The following is a 21,481-nucleotide window of genomic DNA, read 5'->3' on the forward strand; positions in this document are numbered from 1 at the left end:
GGTTCAAGGCATAGTCAACCTATTGAGAAACATAGTTTATACAAAATCATCAAAAATCAGCAGGCAATTAGCAGATCAACCAGGAGTAATATACAGAACCGGATGATTCGTTTCTGCTAAGTAGTTTGGTGATTAAAATTGACACAGTTATCCGTGGATGCCGTAACTATTACTCAACCCTAAATTAGACATATATAACGTATACGAAGTTGAATGATTTTGCCCTAACTCTTAGGCTTGGTAAGGCTGACGGCTAATTTTTGATTCAACTCAAGATCCAAGCTCTGTCTTTATCGCTTCATGGCAGTAAGCCAACAGGACTGCTTTTTGAGGAACTTCAACGCAAAATTGCTACAAGCCTTAAAAAATTATGGAATTGATTGAAAATCCCTGCTTTTGGATCGGATAGTCAATCCCGTCTTGTGGTATAAATGTAAAGGTTTTTTAAGTATTTTCAGGGTTCTGCCTGTCCTGATGGTTACTTAGAACCCGAATCTGAGTTTACGTGGGCATGGGGCCATTATCTGTGTTTGCGTCAGGTTCGCGAATCTGGGTTGTGTGATGATGCAACCCATCCTTATATGGAGATGTAATCGACTACATGACTGCAACGACGGAAAATTTTGTCAATACACCCGCTCTCTCAGTAGATGCCGATCTTGATTTTGAACTAAAAGACATTATCAAAACCCTGCCGCCCACCTGTTTTGAAAAAGACCGCCGTAAGGCTTGGCTACAGGTGCTGCTCAGTGTCTCGGCTGTAACAGCTGGCTATATTGCCATTGCTCATGCTCCCTGGTTTCTGCTTCCCTTCGCCTGGATCTTCACAGGCACTGCCCTGACCGGCTTCTTCGTGATTGCTCATGACTGTGGGCATCGCTCGTTTGCTAAACGCCGTTGGGTCAATGATTGGGTCGGGCATATCTTGATGCTGCCGTTGATCTATCCTTTCCATAGTTGGCGCATTCTGCATGATTTCCACCATGTCCACACGAATGAACTGTTGGTAGACAATGCTTGGCAACCTTGGACTTCCGACAACTACGCCGGAGCACCGCCGCTGATTCGATTCGTCTATCGTGGTTTGCGCAGTCGGTTTTGGTGGCTAGCTTCGATTATCCACTGGGGAAACCTGCATTTTGACTTATCCAGGTTCTCCCAACGGGAGCGGGATAAGGTGAAAATTTCGGTTGCTGCGGTTGTAATTTTTGCGGTTGTGTTCTTTCCTAGCCTGATTGCCTTTACAGGTATCTGGGGCTTTGTCAAGTTTTGGCTCCTGCCTTGGTTGGTTTACCATTTCTGGATGAGCACCTTCACGCTGGTGCACCACACTGCTCCAGAGATTCAATTTTATCCAACTGAGATGTGGAATGCCGCAGCTGCGCAATTGGCTGGAACGGTTCATTGTCGCTATCCCCGTTGGGTAGAAATCCTTTGTCACGATATTAATGTGCATGTGCCGCATCACATCTCTGTTGCGATTCCGGCCTACAATTTGCGGGCAGCCCACGCTAGCCTGCAGCAGAATTGGGGGCGTCACATTCAGGAACAGCAGTTTTCTTGGGACTTAATGAAGCGGATTGTTGATCGTTGCCATCTCTATCATCCTGAGACGGCCTATCAATCCTTTCAAGAATACAACCGCTAATTTTGATTGCTGATTCTGCTTGATTAATCGCTGCTAACTCTATAAAAGCTGGACGAAATGCTGGTAGTCCTACTTTGGGCGCATCGAGTGTTTCTTCCAGCTATAGCAGCAGCTTGATGGCTAATACCATTTACCTTTAATCGGGCTACAGATTCCATCATGCAACGGGTTGCGGTATGCAGCTTCCATCATTCAAAACTCAAAACTAAGAATTGGTATAAAACAGTTAATCTAAAACAATTAATCTAAAGAGCTTAAGGGGAGCATTAGAACCTTGCGCATAACGAATTGCGCTCCAGTTCTCAGCTCCCCTTGTCTTACACAGCCTCGCTTACCCTAAGAATACTGTAGTTTCAAGAGTTATTCAAGGGGAGGCGAGGATTTGAATTGGCGGTGAGTGTTCTAATCCCTCTAGCATCTTGTAGGAGGGCAATGAGTTCATTGTCCTGATAAATTCCTGTATCTTTTGCTCGTGTGCCTAACCCATAGTCAGCCGTGTCGATCTGATAGTCGAAGCCTTCCCGTACCAAGATCCGATCACCCTGTCTGCCTCTGAAGTTTCTAATCAAGGTGGGAGTAGTAGAGTTGAGCTGGAAGCTGTCGGCTTTGGCGCTGCCTCTGGCAACTTTGGCCATGTTGAGCCAATCATCTTTGATCGTATTCCAGACACCAGCACGACTGCCGATCAGCGAATCATCTGCAGCTTGGCCTGACTGGCGAATTTGATTCAGCGCTTTTAGGGTGGTGCCCGCTGTTCCTTTTTGGCTGCCCCCCTTGCCGCTGCCTAAGCCAACGATTGGGTTGGATCCAAGATTGATTGAGGGGGTAGTACCCGGCTTTAGGGTTGATTGAGGAGGCGAGGGGTTAGAAAGTGGTGCGGTCGGCAAAACGGTCAGCTTCTGGGCAAACACCTTCTGGTTGCTGTCGGCGCTATCGTCAAACTCAGGAACTGCATTGGTTGGATCGAAGAAGGCAATAATATGATAACTGCCGGTTGGTACTGCAGGAAACGCGCCACTCCAAGTCACAGTTCGCCAGTTAAACGGGGCTAGTGATGAGACGTTGGCATTGCCCAATAGCCAGTGGGATCCTGTGGTATTGGTTACACTGCGATCGGTAGAGGCATAGAACGAAACCGTAAAATTGCCTGATGGAGCTGTGCCATTGTTGCGGGGATAGGCAGTGACGCTAAAGCTTTCTCCTGACCTCACTGATAGTTTGTTGAAGCGGCCAAATTGAGTGTCAAACCAGCGGTCATAATCTACCAGATCAGGGCGATCGGTGGGGCGACGGATTTGATTGTCCTGGTTAATCCAACTGTTGATGGTATCGAATTTATCTTTAGTAATCCGGGTGGCGTCATTGGAAACAGCCAGCCCTTGAGCATTCAAATCGCTGTGGGAGACAACACCGTAAATGGTTTGGTTACTATTCAACCAGACAGGGCCACCGCTATTTCCGGCAATATAATCGAGCTGCGTACTCTGCAATTGATGAGTTGTCAGTTTAGTAATTTGCCCAGTTTGGGTAGACATGTTGTAGTTATCCCAAACCCCGTTTCGATCCGCATCAAATCGGTCGCCTGGATAACCCGTCGCGGTGACGCTAGTGCCAGCCGCCAAGGTATCTGTGTAGCCATAGGCGAGCCAGCCCGTATGATTGCCTAGGTTACGGTCCAGGGTAAGGACTCCCAGATCCCAGTCCAAATCTTGATTGGTTGACCAGTTAGCAAAGGTTGTCATCCAAGCTGCTTTGGCTCGACCAAACCATTCGTTACTGGCGGCATAGGTATCGGTTGCTGACCGATTGCTGATTGCCCTACCCCCGGATCCGGGAATAAACTCAACCACATCAGCAAAACCGCCCAAATCTTTATTGTGAAAGGCGTGTCCAGCCGTTAAAACATGATAGCTGCTCACCATCGTGCCAGACGAGCTGAGGATCGTATCATCCGCGGTGTAGAGTTGTCCATCCTGACCCCGCCAGCGGGCCAAAATTCGCCCAACTGTGCGAAAAGGATAGGCTGTGTAATTCAAAACAGTTTGACGGCCATCAAGACCAATGATGCCTTTGCTGTCTCCGACAATATCGCTCGTCATTTTCTTATTGATGGTACTAAAGCTGCATTTCCACAGGGTTTTCAAGCAATGGTGAGATGGTTGAATTTAGCAGTTACGATTGGGTTAATTTTGTTCAACTTGTTGCGATGCGTCCCCAATTGCAGCAGACTCAGAATCAAGATCAACCGAGCTGCTTCTAATACCACTTCTCTCTAACTGGGCTACCAGTCGAACTGTAATGCAGATTCCACCATCGCCCAAAACTTAAAACTTAAAACCCAAGATTGTTATAACCCCTGCCCAATTCTGATCCGTATAAGCACGGGGCTTTTGGTAAAAAATTTATGATGTTGTATAGTTTTGAACAAGTTTTCAAAAAGTACCCCCTACCCCCTACCCCCTAGCCCCTACCCCCTAGCCCCTAGCCCCTACCCCCTACCCCCTACCCCCTACCCCTACTCCCTACTCCTACTCCCTCACTTGCAGCACATAATTCGCCACCTGTCGCCCTAAACGAACTCCAGCCCGGTTGGCTGACATCGTGTGAATGCCTCCATAAATGCGGCTCATACCTGCTTCTGTGGCTGCCTCACCAAAGGATTGAAACGAACGACGGATACCAGGCAGGTCGAACGAGGTTGCGGTAAACCGATAGGAGCCAAAGGTCCGGGTGAGCACCGTTGCGGCGGCTCCGGCAAAGGTACTGTGGGCTGAAACATAGTCGGGGTGGGCAGGTGTTTCTAGGAAAGATTGCCAATCGGGGACGGCACGAGTCGCGGCATTGCCATCCGAGCCAGCTAACCGAATTGCGGTTACGGGTCGCCAGGAGCGGTAGGTGTATTTTGTGTCCCAAGCGGCAATGCTGGCATCCACGAGCGCTAGGTTGAGCTGCGCAAACAATCGCGCATTGTTCAACAGGGTGGTTCTGGTTTGTTCGGCAGTCTGAGCGGCAATTTCGTTCCACAGGCCAGGAAAGGTGGAAGTTCCAGGATTGCCAAGCCAGAAGCGAGCGATTTGCGTTTGCTCGGCAGTGCGGCTGGTGCTGTCGATTTGACCGAGGCGCTTGACTTGGTTGAGTTGATCAGCGTAGGTGCGGCTTGCCAATCGGGGGGGAGCCTCAGGCCGAAACTGGGCTGCTTGCTGGAGCACGAAGGGAGCCACCTGCCTCCAGGCAACGCCTGCTGCCGGCAGGAAGCGAGGGGGCGTGGGACGCCACAGCCCAGGTTTGATTTTGGCCCGATAGGCCAGGGAGCGGTCAGAGCCATCGTCACGTCGGGCTGCCAGAATTCCATCCGCTACGGTTTGCCCAAAGGCGACCCCGCTCGCTTCTGCGGTTTCGGATTCGGATAGAGCTGTGAGCCAAGCTAAGAGTTCTGCATCTAGTCGGGGTTTTTGCCTGGGGTAAAGTTGGGATAGAACTTGGTAGGCGGCTCCGGCCACGGTTGCAGCTACTGATGCTGAAGCCGGAATCGGCTCTGCCACCGGACGATATAGACGGGTGTTCCCCACGAGAGCGTTGACTGCATCATCAATGGCAACATGGGCAATGGCTAGGGTGCGAGCGGCGGTCAATCCACCTACTCCCTCCGCTCGAAGCGTGCGCAGGATGGTGGCGTTCCAGTTGAGCACCGCATCGACAGAATCGGCAGTGACTCGTTCGAGGCTAGCAGTAAAGCGGCGAGTGCCAAATCGATTCTGAGCTGCGACGGTCAATGATCTGGTGCCTGGGCTGAGGGGGATGTCGGTAAACAGAAATTGACCGGCTGCATTCGCGGTGGTGACTAACGATGTCCCCTGGAGGGATACTTTGACATTAGGTGAAGTCAAGCCAAATAGGTCAACGCTAGCGGCGGTCGTTTTATTGTCGCCCAGCAAGCCAGAATCGGAGTGGGATGACAGGGTAAAACCAGGTCGCATCGGCAAGTTAAACATCGACTTAGACCTCTTAGACCTCAAGTTGGGCAGCTTTGCAGAGCGGCTGGATTGGCTTTGCCGATGATTTCGACTGAGGGTCCGGCTGAGATTCTGACTAGAGCGATGCCAAAAATTGGCAAGCGGCTTGGGGGTTGTAGAGGCAAAAAATTGTGCAGCAGCTTGCTGCCCTAACTCGTCTCGCCGCAGTAGCGGTAGTAGAGCTATAGATTGAGAAAATGGCAGGGGAGGGGCAGAAACAGTCCGCATGGGCAGCAATTTGCGTGATAGAGGCTATCAGATCAAGGTCAAGTTTAAGCTCATTCAATCAGGTCAATTCGATCAGGTCAACTTAACCAGATCAATTCAAAATGGTACCTGCAAACGGCTACGGTGGCTTAAGCAAGATCTACCTTGGGATACAAGTTAGTAGGCTGGTTAGCCACTGTATGATCACAAGTATGGATATTGCTCAACGTATTGCTACTTTAAATCGAATTCGCCGGTTCAGCCGTCTGATGGATAGTGCGTTCCGTCTTCCTGTGATTGGCGTGCGATTTGGACTTGATCCAATCATCGGTTTAGTTCCAGGAGCTGGTGACCTAGTTGCAACGGGATTTTCGTTGTATATTCTCTATTTGGCAACCCGATTTCACCTGCCTGGTGCGGTAATTCGTCGCATGCTGTTCAACATTGGCTTAGAAGCTGTGGTCGGAACTATTCCTCTGTTTGGCGATTTATTTGATGCCTTTTATAAATCCAATATTCGCAATTTAGCGCTTCTAGAACAGTATTTACAGGTTGCCGAACCTGATCTAGAAAATGCTGACCCGCTTGATTTAGCAAGTACTCAGAAAGATGTGGCACTTCAGATATAGTTCCATCGTTTAGGTAGAGCTGCTGCTGCTATTGCAAAGTCTAGAGTCTACCCAAAGGAACTGTTGTGGCTCTGAAAAATTTCCTAACCTGATCGGTAATGTTGCTTTGAGCCAGACGACTAATATGACGACTAATACAAATCCTGACGCCACTAATGCGAACGTCACAAATCCAACCGCTTCTCGACCCGATGGACTTGCTCCCAGAGTGGGTGGTTCTCCTTGGATTGGAGTACTGCTGATCGTGTTGGGAATTGCGGCTATTGCTCTACCAGTTGCTTCCACGATTTTTGTAGAAACTTGGGCGGCTCTGATTTTGGTGTCGGCGGGTGCTGCCAAGATCGTTTATGCGTTTCAGACGCGCCAATCAGGTGGTTTTATCTGGCAGCTTCTATTGGGCATCCTCTATGTTGCTACTGGTATTATGCTGTTTGTCTATCCATATACTGGTATTTTGACCCTGACGTTATTATTAGGCAGCTTCCTGCTTACCGAAGGTGTGTTTGAATTGATTCTTGCCTTTCGGCTGCGGTCACAGAAAAACTGGTTGTGGGTTCTAGGAGATGGGATAATCACCCTGCTGCTGGGTGGAATGATTTGGTTCCAGTGGCCGTTTGATGCGCCTTGGCTCTTGGGTACTCTGGTCGGTGCTAGCGTGCTTTTTACTGGAATTTCCCGCCTGATGCTGTCCCTAAACAGGCCGGATGCAGGACAACCTACTCAGACTGCTTCGGTTTAGTCAGCCATTTATTCAGTGGACTATTTGGGTTGGTATGTGAATCAGTACTGCTGCGGTAATAAATGAGCTAACGATGTAGCGCATACGTGAATATCCGTCAGCCTGTTTCTATTCCTATGAATTGGGTATCAGTTGGGTTGTTTAATTGCCCTGCTGGTGCCTAATGCTTTTTTTAAATGCATCTGTCTGGTTTCTATCCTGCGAGAGATAGGCAAAATTGACCAATCTCGGTAATGTGCTGTTAGCCTAAACCTAAACTTGGATGTATCGTAAATTACAATGCGGATTCCTCAAGCGACCTATCGGATTCAGTTCACCGCTGATTTTGGCTTTGATGTTGCTAATCAAATTGTTGATTACCTGACTGATTTAGGGATTTCGGATCTTTACGCTTCTCCAATTTTCAAAGCTAGGGCGGGTAGCACCCACGGCTATGATGTCGTAGACCCTACTCAAATCAATCCAGAACTGGGTACCGAAGCGGCATTTGAGCAGCTCGTGCAAGCCCTTCAGCGGCGGCAGATGGGTTGGCTTCAGGATATTGTGCCAAACCACATGGCCTATGACAGCGCTAACCGATGGTTAATGGATGTGTTAGAAAATGGTCCCGCATCCAACTATGTCAATTACTTCGATATCGCCTGGAATTCACCGTTTGCTGGAAATCATCAACCGATTCTGGTGCCGTTGTTGGGTAATTTTTACGGCGAATGTTTGGAAAACGGTGAAATTCAACTCCGTTACGATCAAGCTGGATTGACTGTTAATTACTACAGCCTCTGCATTCCTCTGCGGCTCGAATCCTACGCCACTTTTTTGACTCACAACTTAGGTAAACTAGCTAAGCACTTGGGTCGCAAACATCCGGTGTTTGTGCGGCTACTGGGCATTCTTTACTCGCTCAAAAGTGTGCCAGACCTAAGCGGCCAACAGCGGCTCGACCAAACCGAATTTGTCAAAGGCCTGCTGTGGGATCTGTATTTGGAGAATCAGGATGTCAAAGCCTTTATCGATGAGAATATCCAGACCTTCAATGGTGAACCCGGCGATCCCGACAGCTTCAATTGGCTAGATGGTTTACTGTCCGAGCAGTTTTTCCGGCTGGCCTTCTGGAAAGTGGGAGCCGAAGAAATGAACTATCGTCGCTTCTTCACTGTCAACGAACTGATCTCGGTCAAGGTTGAGGAAATTAAGGTTTTTCACGCAACCCACGCTTTAATTTTCAAGCTAATTGAGCAAGGCACGTTTACTGGATTGCGTATTGATCACATTGATGGTTTGTATAATCCAACTCAGTATTTAGAATGGCTACAAGAAAAGGTGGGGGATGTCTACATTACAGTCGAAAAAATCTTGCAGCCGGGAGAAGACCTGCCGCAAAACTGGAGCATTCAAGGCACATCCGGCTATGATTATTTGAATTATGTCAATGCCATCTTTTGCCAAACCGAGAATCAAGCTCAATTCGATCAAATCTATTGGCAATTTAGCGGACGCCGAACGTCATTTGAAGAGCTGGTGGCCGAGAAAAAGCAGTTGATTCTGGACAAAAACCTAGCTGGCGATGTGGATAACCTGGCGGTACTGCTGAAGCAAATCTCTAACCGCTATCGCTATGGTAATGATTTCACGATCAATGGTTTGAAGCGGGCTATCGCCGAAGTTCTGACTCGTTTTCCGGTCTACCGCACCTACACGAATGAATCCGGTTTGCTGGAGAGCGATCGGATATACATTGAGCAGGTGATTCAGGCAGCGAAAGATCATGCTCCCCTGCTGCAACATGAGCTGGATTTTATCGAAAAGCTGTTGCTGCTAGAGTATGACAGCTTCCTCACCTCGGCTGAAAAGGATCAGTGGCTCTACTTGGTGATGCGGCTACAGCAATATACTGGACCGTTGATGGCTAAAGGAGTTGAAGATACTGCGCTCTATGTTTACAACCGTCTCCTCTCCCTCAACGAAGTGGGCGGTGAGCCGAGTCACTTTGGCTTGAGTATAGCTGAGTTTCATGACTTTAATCGGCACCGGCAGGCTCATTGGCCACATACGATGAACGCAACATCTACCCACGATACCAAACGCGGCGAAGACGTCCGGGCACGCCTGAATGTCCTGTCGGAACTGCCGCAGGAATGGCAGCAACAGGTGCAAGCCTGGAGTGAGCTGAATCAGATTCATAAAACTCAGGTCAAGCAGGCTACCTTTCCCGACAGTAATGATGAGTACGCGCTCTACCAAACGCTAGTTGGGGCCTACCCCTTTGTCGAATCGGAACAAGCCGGTTTTGTTGGAAGAGTCAAAGACTATATGCTGAAATCAATTCGAGAAGCTAAGCTCTATACAACCTGGTTGCGCAACAACCCCACCTATGAAGAAGCTTGTCTCAAGTTTGTGGATGCTATTCTCGCTACCGAAGATAATCCGTTTCTCCAGGTGTTTCTGCCCTTTCAGCACGGAATTGCCCATTACGGTGTGCTCAATTCTCTATCCCAGACTTTGCTGAAGCTCACCTCTCCCGGCGTTCCCGATTTTTATCAAGGCAGCGAACTTTGGGATTTGAGTTTGGTTGATCCCGATAATCGGCGTCCGATCAATTTCGCGCAGCGACAAACCTATCTTGCTCAAATTAAAGCTGGGATTCAAGCTGACGTTCTGAAGCTAATCTCTAACCTATTAGCCAATCCAGCCAACGGTAAAATCAAGCTATTTCTGATCGTCCAAGCCCTCAAGGCGCGAAACAAGCATCGGGCCGTATTTCAAATAGGCGATTACCAGCCGCTTGAAGTAGAGGGACCGCACAAAAACCATATCATTGCCTTTGCTCGCCGCCACGCGAATTCTACGGTGATTACTATTGCTCCCCGTTATCTAACGTCGATAGTAGAGCCGGGAGAATATCCTTTGGGTTCTGTTTGGGGTGATACTTACCTGCAATTGCCGGATGGATTAGCAGTGCAGCAGAATTTAATTACGGTTGAATCGTTGGCTGCTGAGGGCAAAATTTTGATCGCTCAAGCCCTACAGCATTTTCCAGTAGCGCTGTTGGCCACTTGAGGAACTTGCTTTGATTTGGATTTAATGGTGAGCCGCTAGGGGCCGCCGCCGTAGCAGTACGGTTTTTAGCGAATTTTCTTCAATGCCGGTAGCCTCTAGCTCTAGCTCGCCATGCACAATGCGTTCGCCTGGAACCGGCACATGCCCCAGCTTGTCAATCATAAATTCGGCCACGGTTTGGGATGGGGAATGGGCTGGTAAGTTGAGTTCTAAGGCTTGGTTTGCAGCCGTTAGCTCCATGTCGCCCGGAACCAGAATTGGTTGAGCTGGTGAAGGTATGGTTAGGGGTGTAAAACTGGTAAGTTCGACCAGGGATTGTGATTTAATCAACCAGCCGGTCAGCAGCCGCACATTGCTATTCAATACCAACAGCAGCGGGTAGAACAGATAAGAGCAGAATCGCAGTGGGCGAATCAGCAGCAGGGCTGTTTGCTCTGGTGCATTGGCTGCTAGAACTTTTGGAATCAGCTCTCCTAAGAGAATCTCAATGTAGGTGACGAATAGAAAAGCAACCACAACAGCAATCGAGTGAGCTGTCACCTGAGCAGGAAGTTGACCCAGCGGTAGCCAGGCAATCCACGGCTCAATCCAATGAACGGTAGCTCCCTCGCCTAACCAACCCAACAATAGACTGGCAGCAGTGATACCCGTCTGCGTGACTGAGAGGTACTGCTGGAGGTTCGTTTGGGCCTGCTGCACGAGCTGAGCTGCTTTGGCTTGAGGTTGCTCGGTTTGTTCTGCTAACTGGCTGATCTCGGTTTTTGAAGCAGCGACCAACGAGAGTTCAGCCGCAACGAAGAAGCCAATCACGAGTACCAGCGCCATCAGTAGGGTTAGGCGCAGTAAGGTTTCTGCTAACTCAACTTCGATGGTGTGCAAATGATGTAACGCCTGTAGTAGCACGAAAAACTCCGCATTTTATCTTCTTTTATTGTAAAAGTTTTGTTGGAAAAGTAAGTAATTCAACTGGATTAAAACCAAGATCAGAGTGTTGTCGCCGCCCGAAGGGCGACAACACCTCCTTTGGGTTTCATGTTTAATTATGTTGTTCTACTTAGCTGAATAGTTTAGCAAAGCGCAACAAGACATTGTCAGTTTGTCATATGCAAATCTCGTTGACTAGTCACCATTTTGATATGGCCGATTTGCGTGAGTACAGCCTTTTCCTAGGAAATAGTGCTCTTACAGTATGGATGTAAGTTATAGCTATTGAATTAGGATCTGAATATTACTCATGTGAGTAATTAAAGCAAACAATGATCAACATGCAAAACCATGTTCATTATATTTTCAACTTGTATTTAAAGCTAGTATGCATCTTCAAATTATTCTTGCCGTGTTGTTTGAAATATGGGCTACACTTGTTTGCCTTATTCTATATTTATATCAACTTAGTCTCACCAAGTGGGCTTTTACTGCAATCCTAAGAAATCTTCTGCATGAATATTTATCGAAATCTTACGGGCAGAAGCAGCTACACCGAGAATGAATGTCCCCTTAGCGTAACCTGTCCATCCCACTTCTAGCTCCTGACTTCTGACTTTTGACTTTTGATATCAAATCCGACTAAACGCCCTAAATTTAAATGCCGCGTTGTACGGGCGTTTCGGCGAAACGCCTCTACGCCAACTCTGGCTGATCAACCGGATTTGATATGACTTCTGACCTTTAAAGATTTCGCCTCATACCTCATCAGCAACTAGTAGCTGTGATTTGCCTCAACCACATCTATGATTGTTCTTGCTGTTGATTGTTCAATATGTGGATTTCAGCTCGCAAGGCAGCAATTTCAGCCTTTAAATCGGCCATTGCCTCCATTCCTACAACCTCGCTATTGGGATCAGCTGCATCCTGTCCAATAAAAAAGCTGGCAATACTGGCTGTGAGATAGCCAAACATGGCGAAGGCGTAGAGCGCTAGAAAAAAGCAAAGCACTCTTCCTTCCGGGCTTTTGGGTGAATAGTCAGTTCCCATCGTTGTCATCAACATGGCTGTCCACCAGAGGGCAGTACTGTAGTCTGGAATACCTGTATTGGGTACATCCTGTTCAAATGCATAGATCCCTGCTGCTCCTATCAACGTCACCAAGGCTGTCAAGCCAACCACATAGCCGAAGCCGCGCCGACGCACACTCGTTGCCAAGGTCCGCATGCCGCGATTGGTTTGAGTGAGTAAGCGTAAGAGCCAGAGGCTGCGGATAGTGCGTGTAGTTTGCAGAACCCGTAGGAATTTAAAAATACGGAAAACCCTGAGAGCTGGAAGGACGAGGGATAATACTGTCAGCCAGTTTCGTTGTAGATAAAGACGTTTATCAGGCGCTAGGAGAAATTCGACAATAAAATCCACAATAAATACAATCCAGATGGTCATGCTGACTGCTTCTAACAAAGGCGTAAGGTCATATGTGAGTTCAATCACAAATAGAGCAAGCCAAACAATGCTAAGAATGAGCATGGGAATGTCGAACCAGTCCTCGATCTGCTGTAGAATCTCCCGCCGCTCCTGATTTAGAGCCTGTTGATGTTGATCGGACGAGTTGAAGTTGTGCATAGCAAGTGAGGCAGCGATTTCAATAGCTAGATCAAGCCTACACCGATGTGAACTCCAGCCAATCAACTTCTGAATGGACTACCGAATGGATAGTATGTACAACAGTGATTTGAAGCGATTAGCGGTGGATTTTGGAGGTTTAAAGAGTAGATCTTAGTGTGACCCTATTAACGAGAGAAGTTTCATAACCAGAATTAGCCTTATCCTCTAGGGCTGATTTAGCTTTGCCCAAATCAAATTCGGACAGATGGTCAATATATCGCATAATTTCAGCTTGACTGAAGCTAATCATTTTGGACTGTCTTTGTGTAGTTCAGTGGACGCTATAAGTGGGTCATGTTAATAATTAAACCGATTTACAATAGCGAGAATAGTTGATATTTGAATTTGAGTTTCAAGCACGGTGAGTGCAACTAAAATGACTCATCGTTAAACCAGTTATGAATTTGAATATAGAACGTTGAAACGGCCAGCCAGGCTGGGTTTTGTGCTTTTAAAAGTGAGTAAATTTTGGAATCTTTATAACAAATTCATATAGAAAAGCTGATTAGGGTTGTCGGAGTTTTTCAGCTTAAGATAGACTACGTGAAGCTTCTGATTCAGTGCACAGTTTGTCAAGTTCCTGATACCTTGCTAATCAAGATTTGTCTGTCTCACTTTTCAAATATGGGTGCATAAGATACATGTATCCAGGACAACAAATCTGTGACCATCGCGGTTATGCAATTCGCAATTAGGGGCAACCGCGGTCAAGTTTTCAATAGCTTTTAGGGTGTTTTCCTCTGCCAAGTGAGTGCAGCAAATAGCCGTTTATTCCTGATTTTAGGAGGAGTTACATGTCAGAGGTTATTACACCACCAGGTACATTAGAGCCCGTTTTCGGTTTGCAAATTTTCAACGAAGAGCCAGTCTCGGTTACTCAGCTTCCCGATGGTAGCGTTACCGTGAACTCCCCTGGCCTTTCAAATGACATCATGATTGTGGAAGATCCGTTTACGACGACGGACTACACAATTAACGCTGGTGCTGGTGACGACTTTGTTGTGACTGGCGCGGGCGATGATTTCGCCAACCTTGGAGATGGTGATGATGTCGCCTTCTTGGGCTTGGGTGACGACTTTGCCATCGGCGGTGCTGGCAACGATCGACTGTTTGGCGGTGCTGGTGATGACGTGATCTCAGGCGGCCCGGGTGATGATTTCATCCGAGGTGGTGCTGGGAATGACGATCTCAGAAGCACGCAAGGCGATGACAACATTGGCGGCGGTGCTGGCAACGATATTATTCGTGCTGGCGCTGGCAATGACACGATGTCTGGCGGCAGCGGCAACGACCTGATCATTGCCGGTCCTGGCAGTGACACCTTGATTGGTGGCGGCGGTAAGGATACCTTCCGCTTCGGACAGGGTTCCAATGCTGAGTTGGATAAGGTTGTCGATTTTGAGCCAGGTAAGGATGTGATTGAACTCAGTCGTGCTCTACTACCTGGTGCTAATCTGCGCGGTACGATCAACGCGGCTGATTTTGAAGTGGTTAACTCCATTGGTTCTGGTAGCGATGCCAAGATTGTGTACGAAGCTTCGACAGGTGTGGTCTACTACAACCCTGATAAACCTGGCAGCACACCTGTAGCTCTACTAGAGTTGAACAAGAATCTCAATCTTGGTGCTGATTCCTTCCGGGTTATTGGCTAGAAATTGAGTAGATTTGATTTGCTTCAATTGATCGTGCAATTGATCCACTGAGACTGTCAAGCATCTACATCTAGCAAGGAACAGTGATCTGTTACCTGTTAGTCTATTAACCGTAGAAACAACATACGCTGTGGTAAGCTCTGAGTGTCGTTTAGGGTTTGGCTCGTAAGCTTACACAGCAATTACGGCTCTGGGAATTTCTTCGTTTCGTGTTTCAAGGCTCTATTTATTAACTAAGTCATCTACTATTTCTATTTGCTCACATCTATCTAGGTACAGATCTAGTGAGTACTGATTCATCATTCAGCTTGCGTCTGCATAGCCTTTATTACAATTTAGGATGTATTCTACATCAACAGGGCAAGTTGGCCGCAGCAGCCGATAGCTACAGTCAAGCACTAGCGCTGAAGCCAATGCCAGCAGCCACAGCTTCCCAACGGCGTCTGACGATTGGTCCTGAGTCGCATGGTCAACGGGTGAAGCGGTCCCACTCCCAGCGCCATGTCAACTCGATTGATTATGCCAAGATTTACAACAATCTAGCCTGTTTGTTTGTACAGCAGGGGCGCTGGCAGGAGGCAATCCAAACCTATCAGCAGGCGATTGCGCTGCAGCCTAATCAAGCGGCCTTGTATAACAATTTGGGGCGTGTCTTGTTTCGCCAGGATCCGGTGCAGGCTATTGGTGCCTATCGCCGTGCGATTGAATTGCAGCCTGATTTTGTCTTAGCGCACCACAACCTGGGCTTGACTCTGCAATATCAGGGACAGCATCGTGCTGCCATTGACTGCTTTCAACGCACATTGCAACTCAATCCAACCCATCTGTCTGCTCACAGCGATTGTGCTGTCTCTTGGTTAGCATTGGGTGAAATCGATTTAATGCTGGATAGCTTGCGGCAGGCGATTTGGTTTGATGCTGACAAACTTGAATCCTACTGCGACGGGGTTGAGCAGGTGACAGATACCGATGATGAGTTGCTCTTAGCGAAAAAAAGCTGCGGTCGGTTTTTGCAAACGCTATTGCAGCAGACTGAATCAATCGATTGGGAGCCGGCCCGTGATTATCTGACTCAAACCTATTGCCATTGGGCCAATGTTCTAACCACCTATGGCGGCAGCGAACAGCTACGACGAGCCGAAATCTACTATCAGCGAGCCTTGCAGCTACAGCCGAAAAATGTTCTGATTGCGCTAGGGTTAGCTGACTGTTTAGTGCAACAAGAACGGTACAATGCAGCAATTTTGGTTTGCCATGCGGCTTTAGCCATTTGTCCGGATGCTGCTCCGATCTATCAGAAAGTAGGGTATGTCTTGGAGCAACAACAGCACTACTCAGCTGCTATCACCTACTATCAAAAGGCGTTGAATTTGCCAAGTCAGTCAAAGCTACCGTTAAAACCACCATCAAAGCTGCCATTAAACAAGGCAGTTAAGATAACCGAGTCCACAGTAGGGTTGGCAGCCGTTGCGGAAAGTGTTCCCCATGCTGTTTCCAAAAGCTACTACGCTTCCACTTGGGATTGGATGGTTGCCCATGACCTGACTGATAACTATGTAGCGTTATCGCTGAATGCCTTCGGCAAGAGAGACAATGCGGCAACCCAGCAGTTGGCGATGGAGCAAAATGATCATTCTATTGATTCGGCTGTTGGTTTAGCAAATACTAATTCAGCTAATGCTAATTCGGGTAACGGCGATAGTTGTGCAGGGTTGAACTGTAGGCGCTGTTTGCAGCAAATCTGGGATCGGTTTAATCCAATTCATTTAGGCGATGGCTTATATATCTGCAATGGAAATCCTGTATCTATTGATACATTCCCTTTGTTTGTTGCGAAGCTTCCTTACGGACAAGCTTGGGCGGTTCCGCAACAGAATGCTTGGATGGTGTGCAATGCCATTGCTGTGCTCACATCTGATCAATATCTGCTAGCCGATCTTTGCCGTGCCTATCCTGGACAATTACCTGGATGTGACCATCCTGATTCTAATCTTCATCGAATATATACACAACCTTCTCTGACTTCGTTGCAGAATATTGAAGGAAGGATCGCCGTGCTATCAAGTCTCTCTGGTAACACCTACTTTCACTGGATGGTCGATGTTTTACCTCGGATTGAGCTGTTGAGGTTTAGCGGCATTGATCTAGCGGAAATTGATTGGTTCCTAATTAATGGTGGTCAACATTCCTTCCAATGTCAAACCTTAGCTCAACTTGGGATTCCGGTAGAAAAAGTTTTGTCGAGCGACCGCCATCCCCATATTCAGGCCACCGAACTGATTGTTCCCTCCTTTGCGGGCCATTTCGGCTGGCTGGATGAATGGGCGTTGTCCTTTCTGCGACGCAGCTTTTTGTTGCCTATGCTGAATGGTGGACCTCCCAACCCAGGTAAGTTCCCAGAACGCATCTACATCAGCCGCTCCCAGGCCAATCATCGTCAGTTACTGAATGAAGCTGCCGTGCTAGAGCAACTCCGCCCGCTTGGCTTTGTACCCGTGCAGCTAGAATCCCTCAGCTTTAGTGAGCAGGTGGCTCTATTTGCCCACGCCAAAGCGATTATTGCTCCGCACGGCAGCGGCCTGACGAATATAATCTTCTGCCGTCCAGAAACCATTGTGGTGGAACTTGTCTCACCTCACTACATCCGGCATTACTACTGGGTGATCAGCCGCCTGTTGGGGCTGCAACACTACTTTTTGGTTGGAGATGACCTCACCTGTGCTCCGGTGCGGGAGTTGATGTATCAAAACCCGTTGATCGAAGACATTTGGGTGAATCTCGATTCGCTCAAAACCACGCTAGACCGCCTGCAATTGAATGACCTCACCCTAGCCTCTTGATATTGCCCATGTCTGATCTTCATGCTTTCACCAGCGATTCCACGATCCCTATCGCACCTGCACTTGATGCGCCCCTGTTTCCTGCCCCGCTATCGCAACTAAGCGGAGCGATTGTGGCCTGTGAACAAGCTCTCCAGGATGGCAAGGATGGTTCGCAGTTAGCTGCCGTCTGTCAGATGTTGGGCAATCTGCTCCAGGGGTTGGGACGGTTTCAAGAAGCGATTTTTTGGCATACGACAGCCCGCGAACCGCAGCCCAATCCAGCCGTGATCTACGCTAACTTGGGACGGCTCTGCACCCGACAGCAGCAGTGGCAGCAGGCCATTGCCTACTACGAACAGGCGGTGCAGATTGATCCGGACTTTGCCATTGCCTGTAAACACCTGGCCAACCTCTACACCCAGGCCGGACAGCGGCAACAGGCGGCAGACTATCGCTACCGGGCCGTCACCCTGAGACCAGATTGGGCCACGGCTCGCAATCAGCTCAAGTTAGGCAATTTGCTGCTGGAGGTAAATCGCTTTGAGCAGGCGTTGGATTGTTATCGCCGCAGTATTGAGCTAGACCCAAACCTGCACCAAACTTACTACAACTTAGCCGTGGCTTTGACCAGTCGCGAATGCTGGCAGGAGGCTGCCGCTGCCTATCAGCAGGCGCTTACTATTCATCCTGATCATGCTGATTCTTACTACGGGTTGTGCAAAGTGGCAGAAGGACAAAACGATACGCAAGCAGCAATTGACTATTGCCAACGGGCGGTGGAGCTGAGTCCCACGTCGTTTGCGGCCCACCATACCCTGGCCACCCTCCTGTTGAAGCTAAACCGCTGGGAAGAAGCGGCAGCCGCCTACTACAATGGCCTCAAAATTAACCCAGATTTTGGTTGGTCGTATCACAATTTGGGCTATGCGCTGCTGAAGCTAGGCAAGGCGGAAGAGGCCGTGACTCAATTACAGCAAGCGATTAAATTACTGGGGGATTCACCCTGGTCGTACCTGCACTTGGGCGATGCCTTCAGCCAGCAGGGCAAATGGGACGATGCCATTGCCACTTTCTTAGCCGTGATCCAAATGCAAGAGGATCTCTACGGCGTATACCAAAAATTAGGTTACGCAGTACGCAAACGAGTGGCCAACGACATCGAACCGGCAATTGCTCAGTATCAGCAAATGCTGTCTACCCATCAGTCCTCTCCGTCGCATCCGTTGCATCAATCCCATCAGCCGAGTTCAGTCTTCTACCGGCAAGTGGCGGCCAAACTCTCGGACATCAACCAAATGGATGCCGCCTATTTCTTTTATCGACTGGCGCTGCATCTAGAGCCGAACCACAGCGACCTGTACAGTGAGGTAGAGCAGGGCTGGTCTAAGCGCGAGCAGTTGCATCGCTGGATGAACGAGCTACGGCAAGCGATTCAAAAGAAACCCCACAATAGCTGGCTGTATACCCAGCTTGCTAACCATCTGGCCGAACAAGGTGAAATGTCTGAGGCGGCTACTGTGCACCGGCAAGGGTTAGCCCTGAAGGGTTGGCAGCATGTGGTGACGAAGGGTTACAGCTTCACGCGGGACTGGTTCAGCCACAATATTCCGGTCTTGACCGAGCAGTTGCAACGGTTTGTGAATGCCAAGGTGAATGCGCTGGAGATCGGCAGTTTTGAAGGTATGTCGGCCTGTTGGCTACTGGACTATATCCTTACTCATCCGGCAGCTCGGCTCACCTGCATTGATCCTTACTTTCAAGAGAATTTTGATACGAATATTGCCAAAACCGGCTCGCCTGAAAAAATCATCAAACTGGTCGGCCATTCTCAGGATCTGTTAGCAACGCTAGAACCAGCATCCTACGATTTTATTTACATCGACGGCTGCCACTGGGCTGAGCAAGTCAAGCAAGATGGAGTCCTCTCTTGGTCCTTACTCAAACTAGGTGGACTAATGCTGTTCGATGATTACGAATGGAGTGACCCGGAATATCCTGGCCAAAACACCAAGCTTGGTGTGGATGCATTCCTAGATTCAGTTCGTTCTCAGGTTGAAATCGTGCATCAGCAGTATCAGCTTATTGTCAAAAAGACATCTGCCTAGTCCGCCATGCGAATTTCCCCCAAACCCCTACCCCGACGCCAATTGCGTCCACCGAGCAACTCGTTGCTAGTTCATCTACCGCCCGTGATTATGTTGAATCAAGTCCAGCATTATCTCACCAAAATCAACTTTTTGCTTGCTAATCAACCCCCGCAACTGAATATGAACGACAAAATCCCCGACAGGATCCATTTGGAGTCTGCCCCTACTGCTAAAACCCTCTACTTGCCCTCTACCCAAGCGGAGCCGCTCAATTTGCCTTCTTCTAATGGAGCCTCAGTTTCTGCTACAGATCACTTCCAATCCGCCAGCCAGTCCGCCAGCCAAGCCGAAGCTGCTGTTGCGATCAAAACGGCAGAGCGGTTAGTGCTGTTGCCTAATTTGGCGGCTTCAGATGCTGAACACGCAAGTCGGGAGTTGCTCCAGCAAGGCAATTTATTGCTTCAGCAAGGCCAACTCGATGCGGCAATTACCATCTATCGCAACGCGCTGCAACTTGATCCCACCTCGGTAGAAGCCTATCAGCATCTAGCCCAAGCCCTGAGTAGTCAGGGGAATTTAGAAGAAGCGGCTGTCTGCTATCGACGAGCAATTGAATTAACAGCTCTAACAGCAACAGCCAATACCCTGGAAGCGAATGCCACGGCGAATCCAGCGCAGAATCATAGTGAGATTGAAGCTGAAGCGAGTTTGGATGAGGCTGAAACTGAGGAAGAGCAACCTTTGCCTTGGTTTGAAGAAGCCGCCTTTTATTTGCAGCAGGGCAAAGCTCACTGTCGGATCCAGAATTGGGATGCGGCAATTACTGCCTGCGAACAGGCGATTCAGTTGATGGGACCCAAGACAGCAGAAGCCTTTTATATGCTGGGGCAGTCCTATCAGGGTAAAGGCCGTCTTGATGACGCCAAGCGCTCCTACAGCCAAGCTCTGCGACTCCAACCCAAACAGGCAGAGGTGTATGCCTACTTGGCCAGCGTCTATAGCGAGCAGCAGGAATTCACCAAAGCGATCGAGTGCTATAAACAGGCGATCAGCCTCAACCCAAAGTTTGCCGGAGCCTACTGGGCAATGGGTGAGCTGTGGCAAAAGTTGGGCAATCAGGAGCAGGCAACGAACTGCTGGTATCAAGCCCTGCAACTCGAACCCGATTGGGGTACCGCCCGCGAACATTGGCGACTAGGAACGGCGCTCACCGAGCAAGGCAAACTCAGGGAGGCGATCCTGTCGTTTACTCAAGCCATCAGCTTTGATCCCAATTTTGCCGAAGCTCACCATAATCTGGGCATTGTTCTAGGCAAACAAGGAAAATGGCAAGAGGCATTAAAATGCCATCGCCAAGCAGTGGAGCAGGATTCTAACAATCCTCAACTTTTAGCCGGCTTAGGTCGGGCTTTGGTGGCCTTAGAAGCATGGGAAGAAGCCAGCGCTACCTATCAGCGCGTCACCCAGCTCAATCTGAATGGCGCTCAAGGCTATGCGGTGTTTCAACATGCTCTGACCCAGTTGGAGTATTGCCAGCGCGCGATTGTGGCCCGCTCCTATCACCACATGGCCGAAGGGCTGTGTCAGCAGGGCAAGTGGCAAGAAGCAATTCTCTGCTATCGTCAAGCCGCCGAACGCAACCCCAGGAGCGCTCAAATTCAGGCTGGCCTGGGCAAAGCCTTGGCCAGATTGGAGCAGTGGGATGCTGCCGTGGCTGTCTATCAACAGGCGATGGAGTTGGCTCCTGATCAAACGCAATACTATCTGGAATTTGGCGATGTATTGATTCAGCGGGAGCAGTTGCAAAAACAGCGGCAGCGCTCCAATTCTCAACCAACTTCGCATACACCAGTGAAAGTTCAAGAAGCTGCGAAGATAGATAGTACGACGGAACCAACGTTTACGCTGCTGTGACTCAATTGCTGTGATTCAATTGACATGATATGGGTGACAAATTGTCAGATATTCTTCCTGATATGAGGAATCTGACTAGAAAATTAAAAGTAGCGCTCTGTGATTTTATTGTTTTTGCCAA

Annotated in this window: 12 protein-coding genes; 8 read left to right on the plus strand and 4 right to left on the minus strand. The window is 48.8% G+C overall.

The window, feature by feature from the left end; translation table 11 throughout:
• The first annotated feature begins 601 nt into the window (after positions 1–601).
• Positions 602–1,648, plus strand: a complete 1,047-nt coding sequence (locus tag HJG54_RS31515) for a fatty acid desaturase (protein ID WP_316435698.1) — start codon at positions 602–604, stop codon at positions 1,646–1,648.
• A gap of 353 nt (positions 1,649–2,001) precedes the next feature.
• On the opposite strand, the gene HJG54_RS31520 is transcribed toward HJG54_RS31515, so the two are convergent.
• Together HJG54_RS31520 and HJG54_RS31525 are read right to left on the minus strand one after the other, a co-directional pair.
• Positions 2,002–3,747: a trypsin-like serine protease gene (locus HJG54_RS31520; protein WP_316435699.1), complete on the minus strand. Its 1,746-nt coding sequence runs from the start codon at positions 3,745–3,747 to the stop codon at positions 2,002–2,004.
• Positions 3,748–4,176: 429 nt separating this feature from the next.
• On the minus strand, positions 4,177–5,889 hold the full coding sequence (locus tag HJG54_RS31525) for a vanadium-dependent haloperoxidase (protein ID WP_316435701.1): 1,713 nt from the start codon (positions 5,887–5,889) through the stop codon (positions 4,177–4,179).
• A 191-nt stretch (positions 5,890–6,080) separates the two neighbouring features.
• On the opposite strand from HJG54_RS31525, the gene HJG54_RS31530 reads away from it, so the two are divergent.
• The 3 genes from HJG54_RS31530 (at position 6,081) to treY (ending at position 10,293) form a co-directional block, all read left to right on the plus strand.
• On the plus strand, positions 6,081–6,497 hold the full coding sequence (locus tag HJG54_RS31530; RefSeq protein WP_316435702.1) for a DUF4112 domain-containing protein: 417 nt from the start codon (positions 6,081–6,083) through the stop codon (positions 6,495–6,497).
• Between the two features lie 124 nt (positions 6,498–6,621).
• Positions 6,622–7,236, plus strand: coding sequence for an HdeD family acid-resistance protein (locus HJG54_RS31535; RefSeq protein ID WP_316435703.1), 615 nt, complete (start codon positions 6,622–6,624; stop codon positions 7,234–7,236).
• Between the two features lie 279 nt (positions 7,237–7,515).
• Positions 7,516–10,293: a malto-oligosyltrehalose synthase gene (treY, locus tag HJG54_RS31540; protein ID WP_316435704.1), complete on the plus strand. Its 2,778-nt coding sequence runs from the start codon at positions 7,516–7,518 to the stop codon at positions 10,291–10,293.
• A 21-nt stretch (positions 10,294–10,314) separates the two neighbouring features.
• Here the strand turns inward: treY and HJG54_RS31545 are convergent, their stop codons facing one another.
• Both HJG54_RS31545 and HJG54_RS31550 read right to left on the minus strand, forming a co-directional pair.
• Positions 10,315–11,196, minus strand: a complete 882-nt coding sequence (locus HJG54_RS31545; protein ID WP_316435705.1) for a CNNM domain-containing protein — start codon at positions 11,194–11,196, stop codon at positions 10,315–10,317.
• An 825-nt stretch (positions 11,197–12,021) separates the two neighbouring features.
• Positions 12,022–12,843: a potassium channel family protein gene (locus HJG54_RS31550; protein WP_316435707.1), complete on the minus strand. Its 822-nt coding sequence runs from the start codon at positions 12,841–12,843 to the stop codon at positions 12,022–12,024.
• Positions 12,844–13,679: 836 nt separating this feature from the next.
• Between HJG54_RS31550 and HJG54_RS31555 the strand changes: the two genes are divergently transcribed.
• The 4 genes from HJG54_RS31555 (at position 13,680) to HJG54_RS31570 (ending at position 21,360) form a co-directional block, all read left to right on the plus strand.
• Entirely contained in the window at positions 13,680–14,537 is an 858-nt protein-coding gene (locus HJG54_RS31555; protein WP_316435708.1) for a calcium-binding protein, read from the plus strand.
• Between the two features lie 284 nt (positions 14,538–14,821).
• Entirely contained in the window at positions 14,822–17,377 is a 2,556-nt protein-coding gene (locus HJG54_RS31560; RefSeq protein ID WP_316435709.1) for a tetratricopeptide repeat protein, read from the plus strand.
• Positions 17,378–17,385: 8 nt separating this feature from the next.
• Positions 17,386–19,464 carry a tetratricopeptide repeat protein gene (locus HJG54_RS31565; RefSeq protein ID WP_316435710.1) on the plus strand — a complete coding sequence of 693 codons (2,079 nt, stop codon included), beginning with the start codon at positions 17,386–17,388 and terminating at the stop codon, positions 19,462–19,464.
• Positions 19,465–19,470: 6 nt separating this feature from the next.
• Positions 19,471–21,360, plus strand: a complete 1,890-nt coding sequence (locus tag HJG54_RS31570; protein WP_316435711.1) for a tetratricopeptide repeat protein — start codon at positions 19,471–19,473, stop codon at positions 21,358–21,360.
• Positions 21,361–21,481 lie beyond the last annotated feature (121 nt).

This window comes from Leptolyngbya sp. NK1-12 (assembly GCF_032598965.1).
GTDB lineage: Bacteria > Cyanobacteriota > Cyanobacteriia > Elainellales > Elainellaceae > Elainella.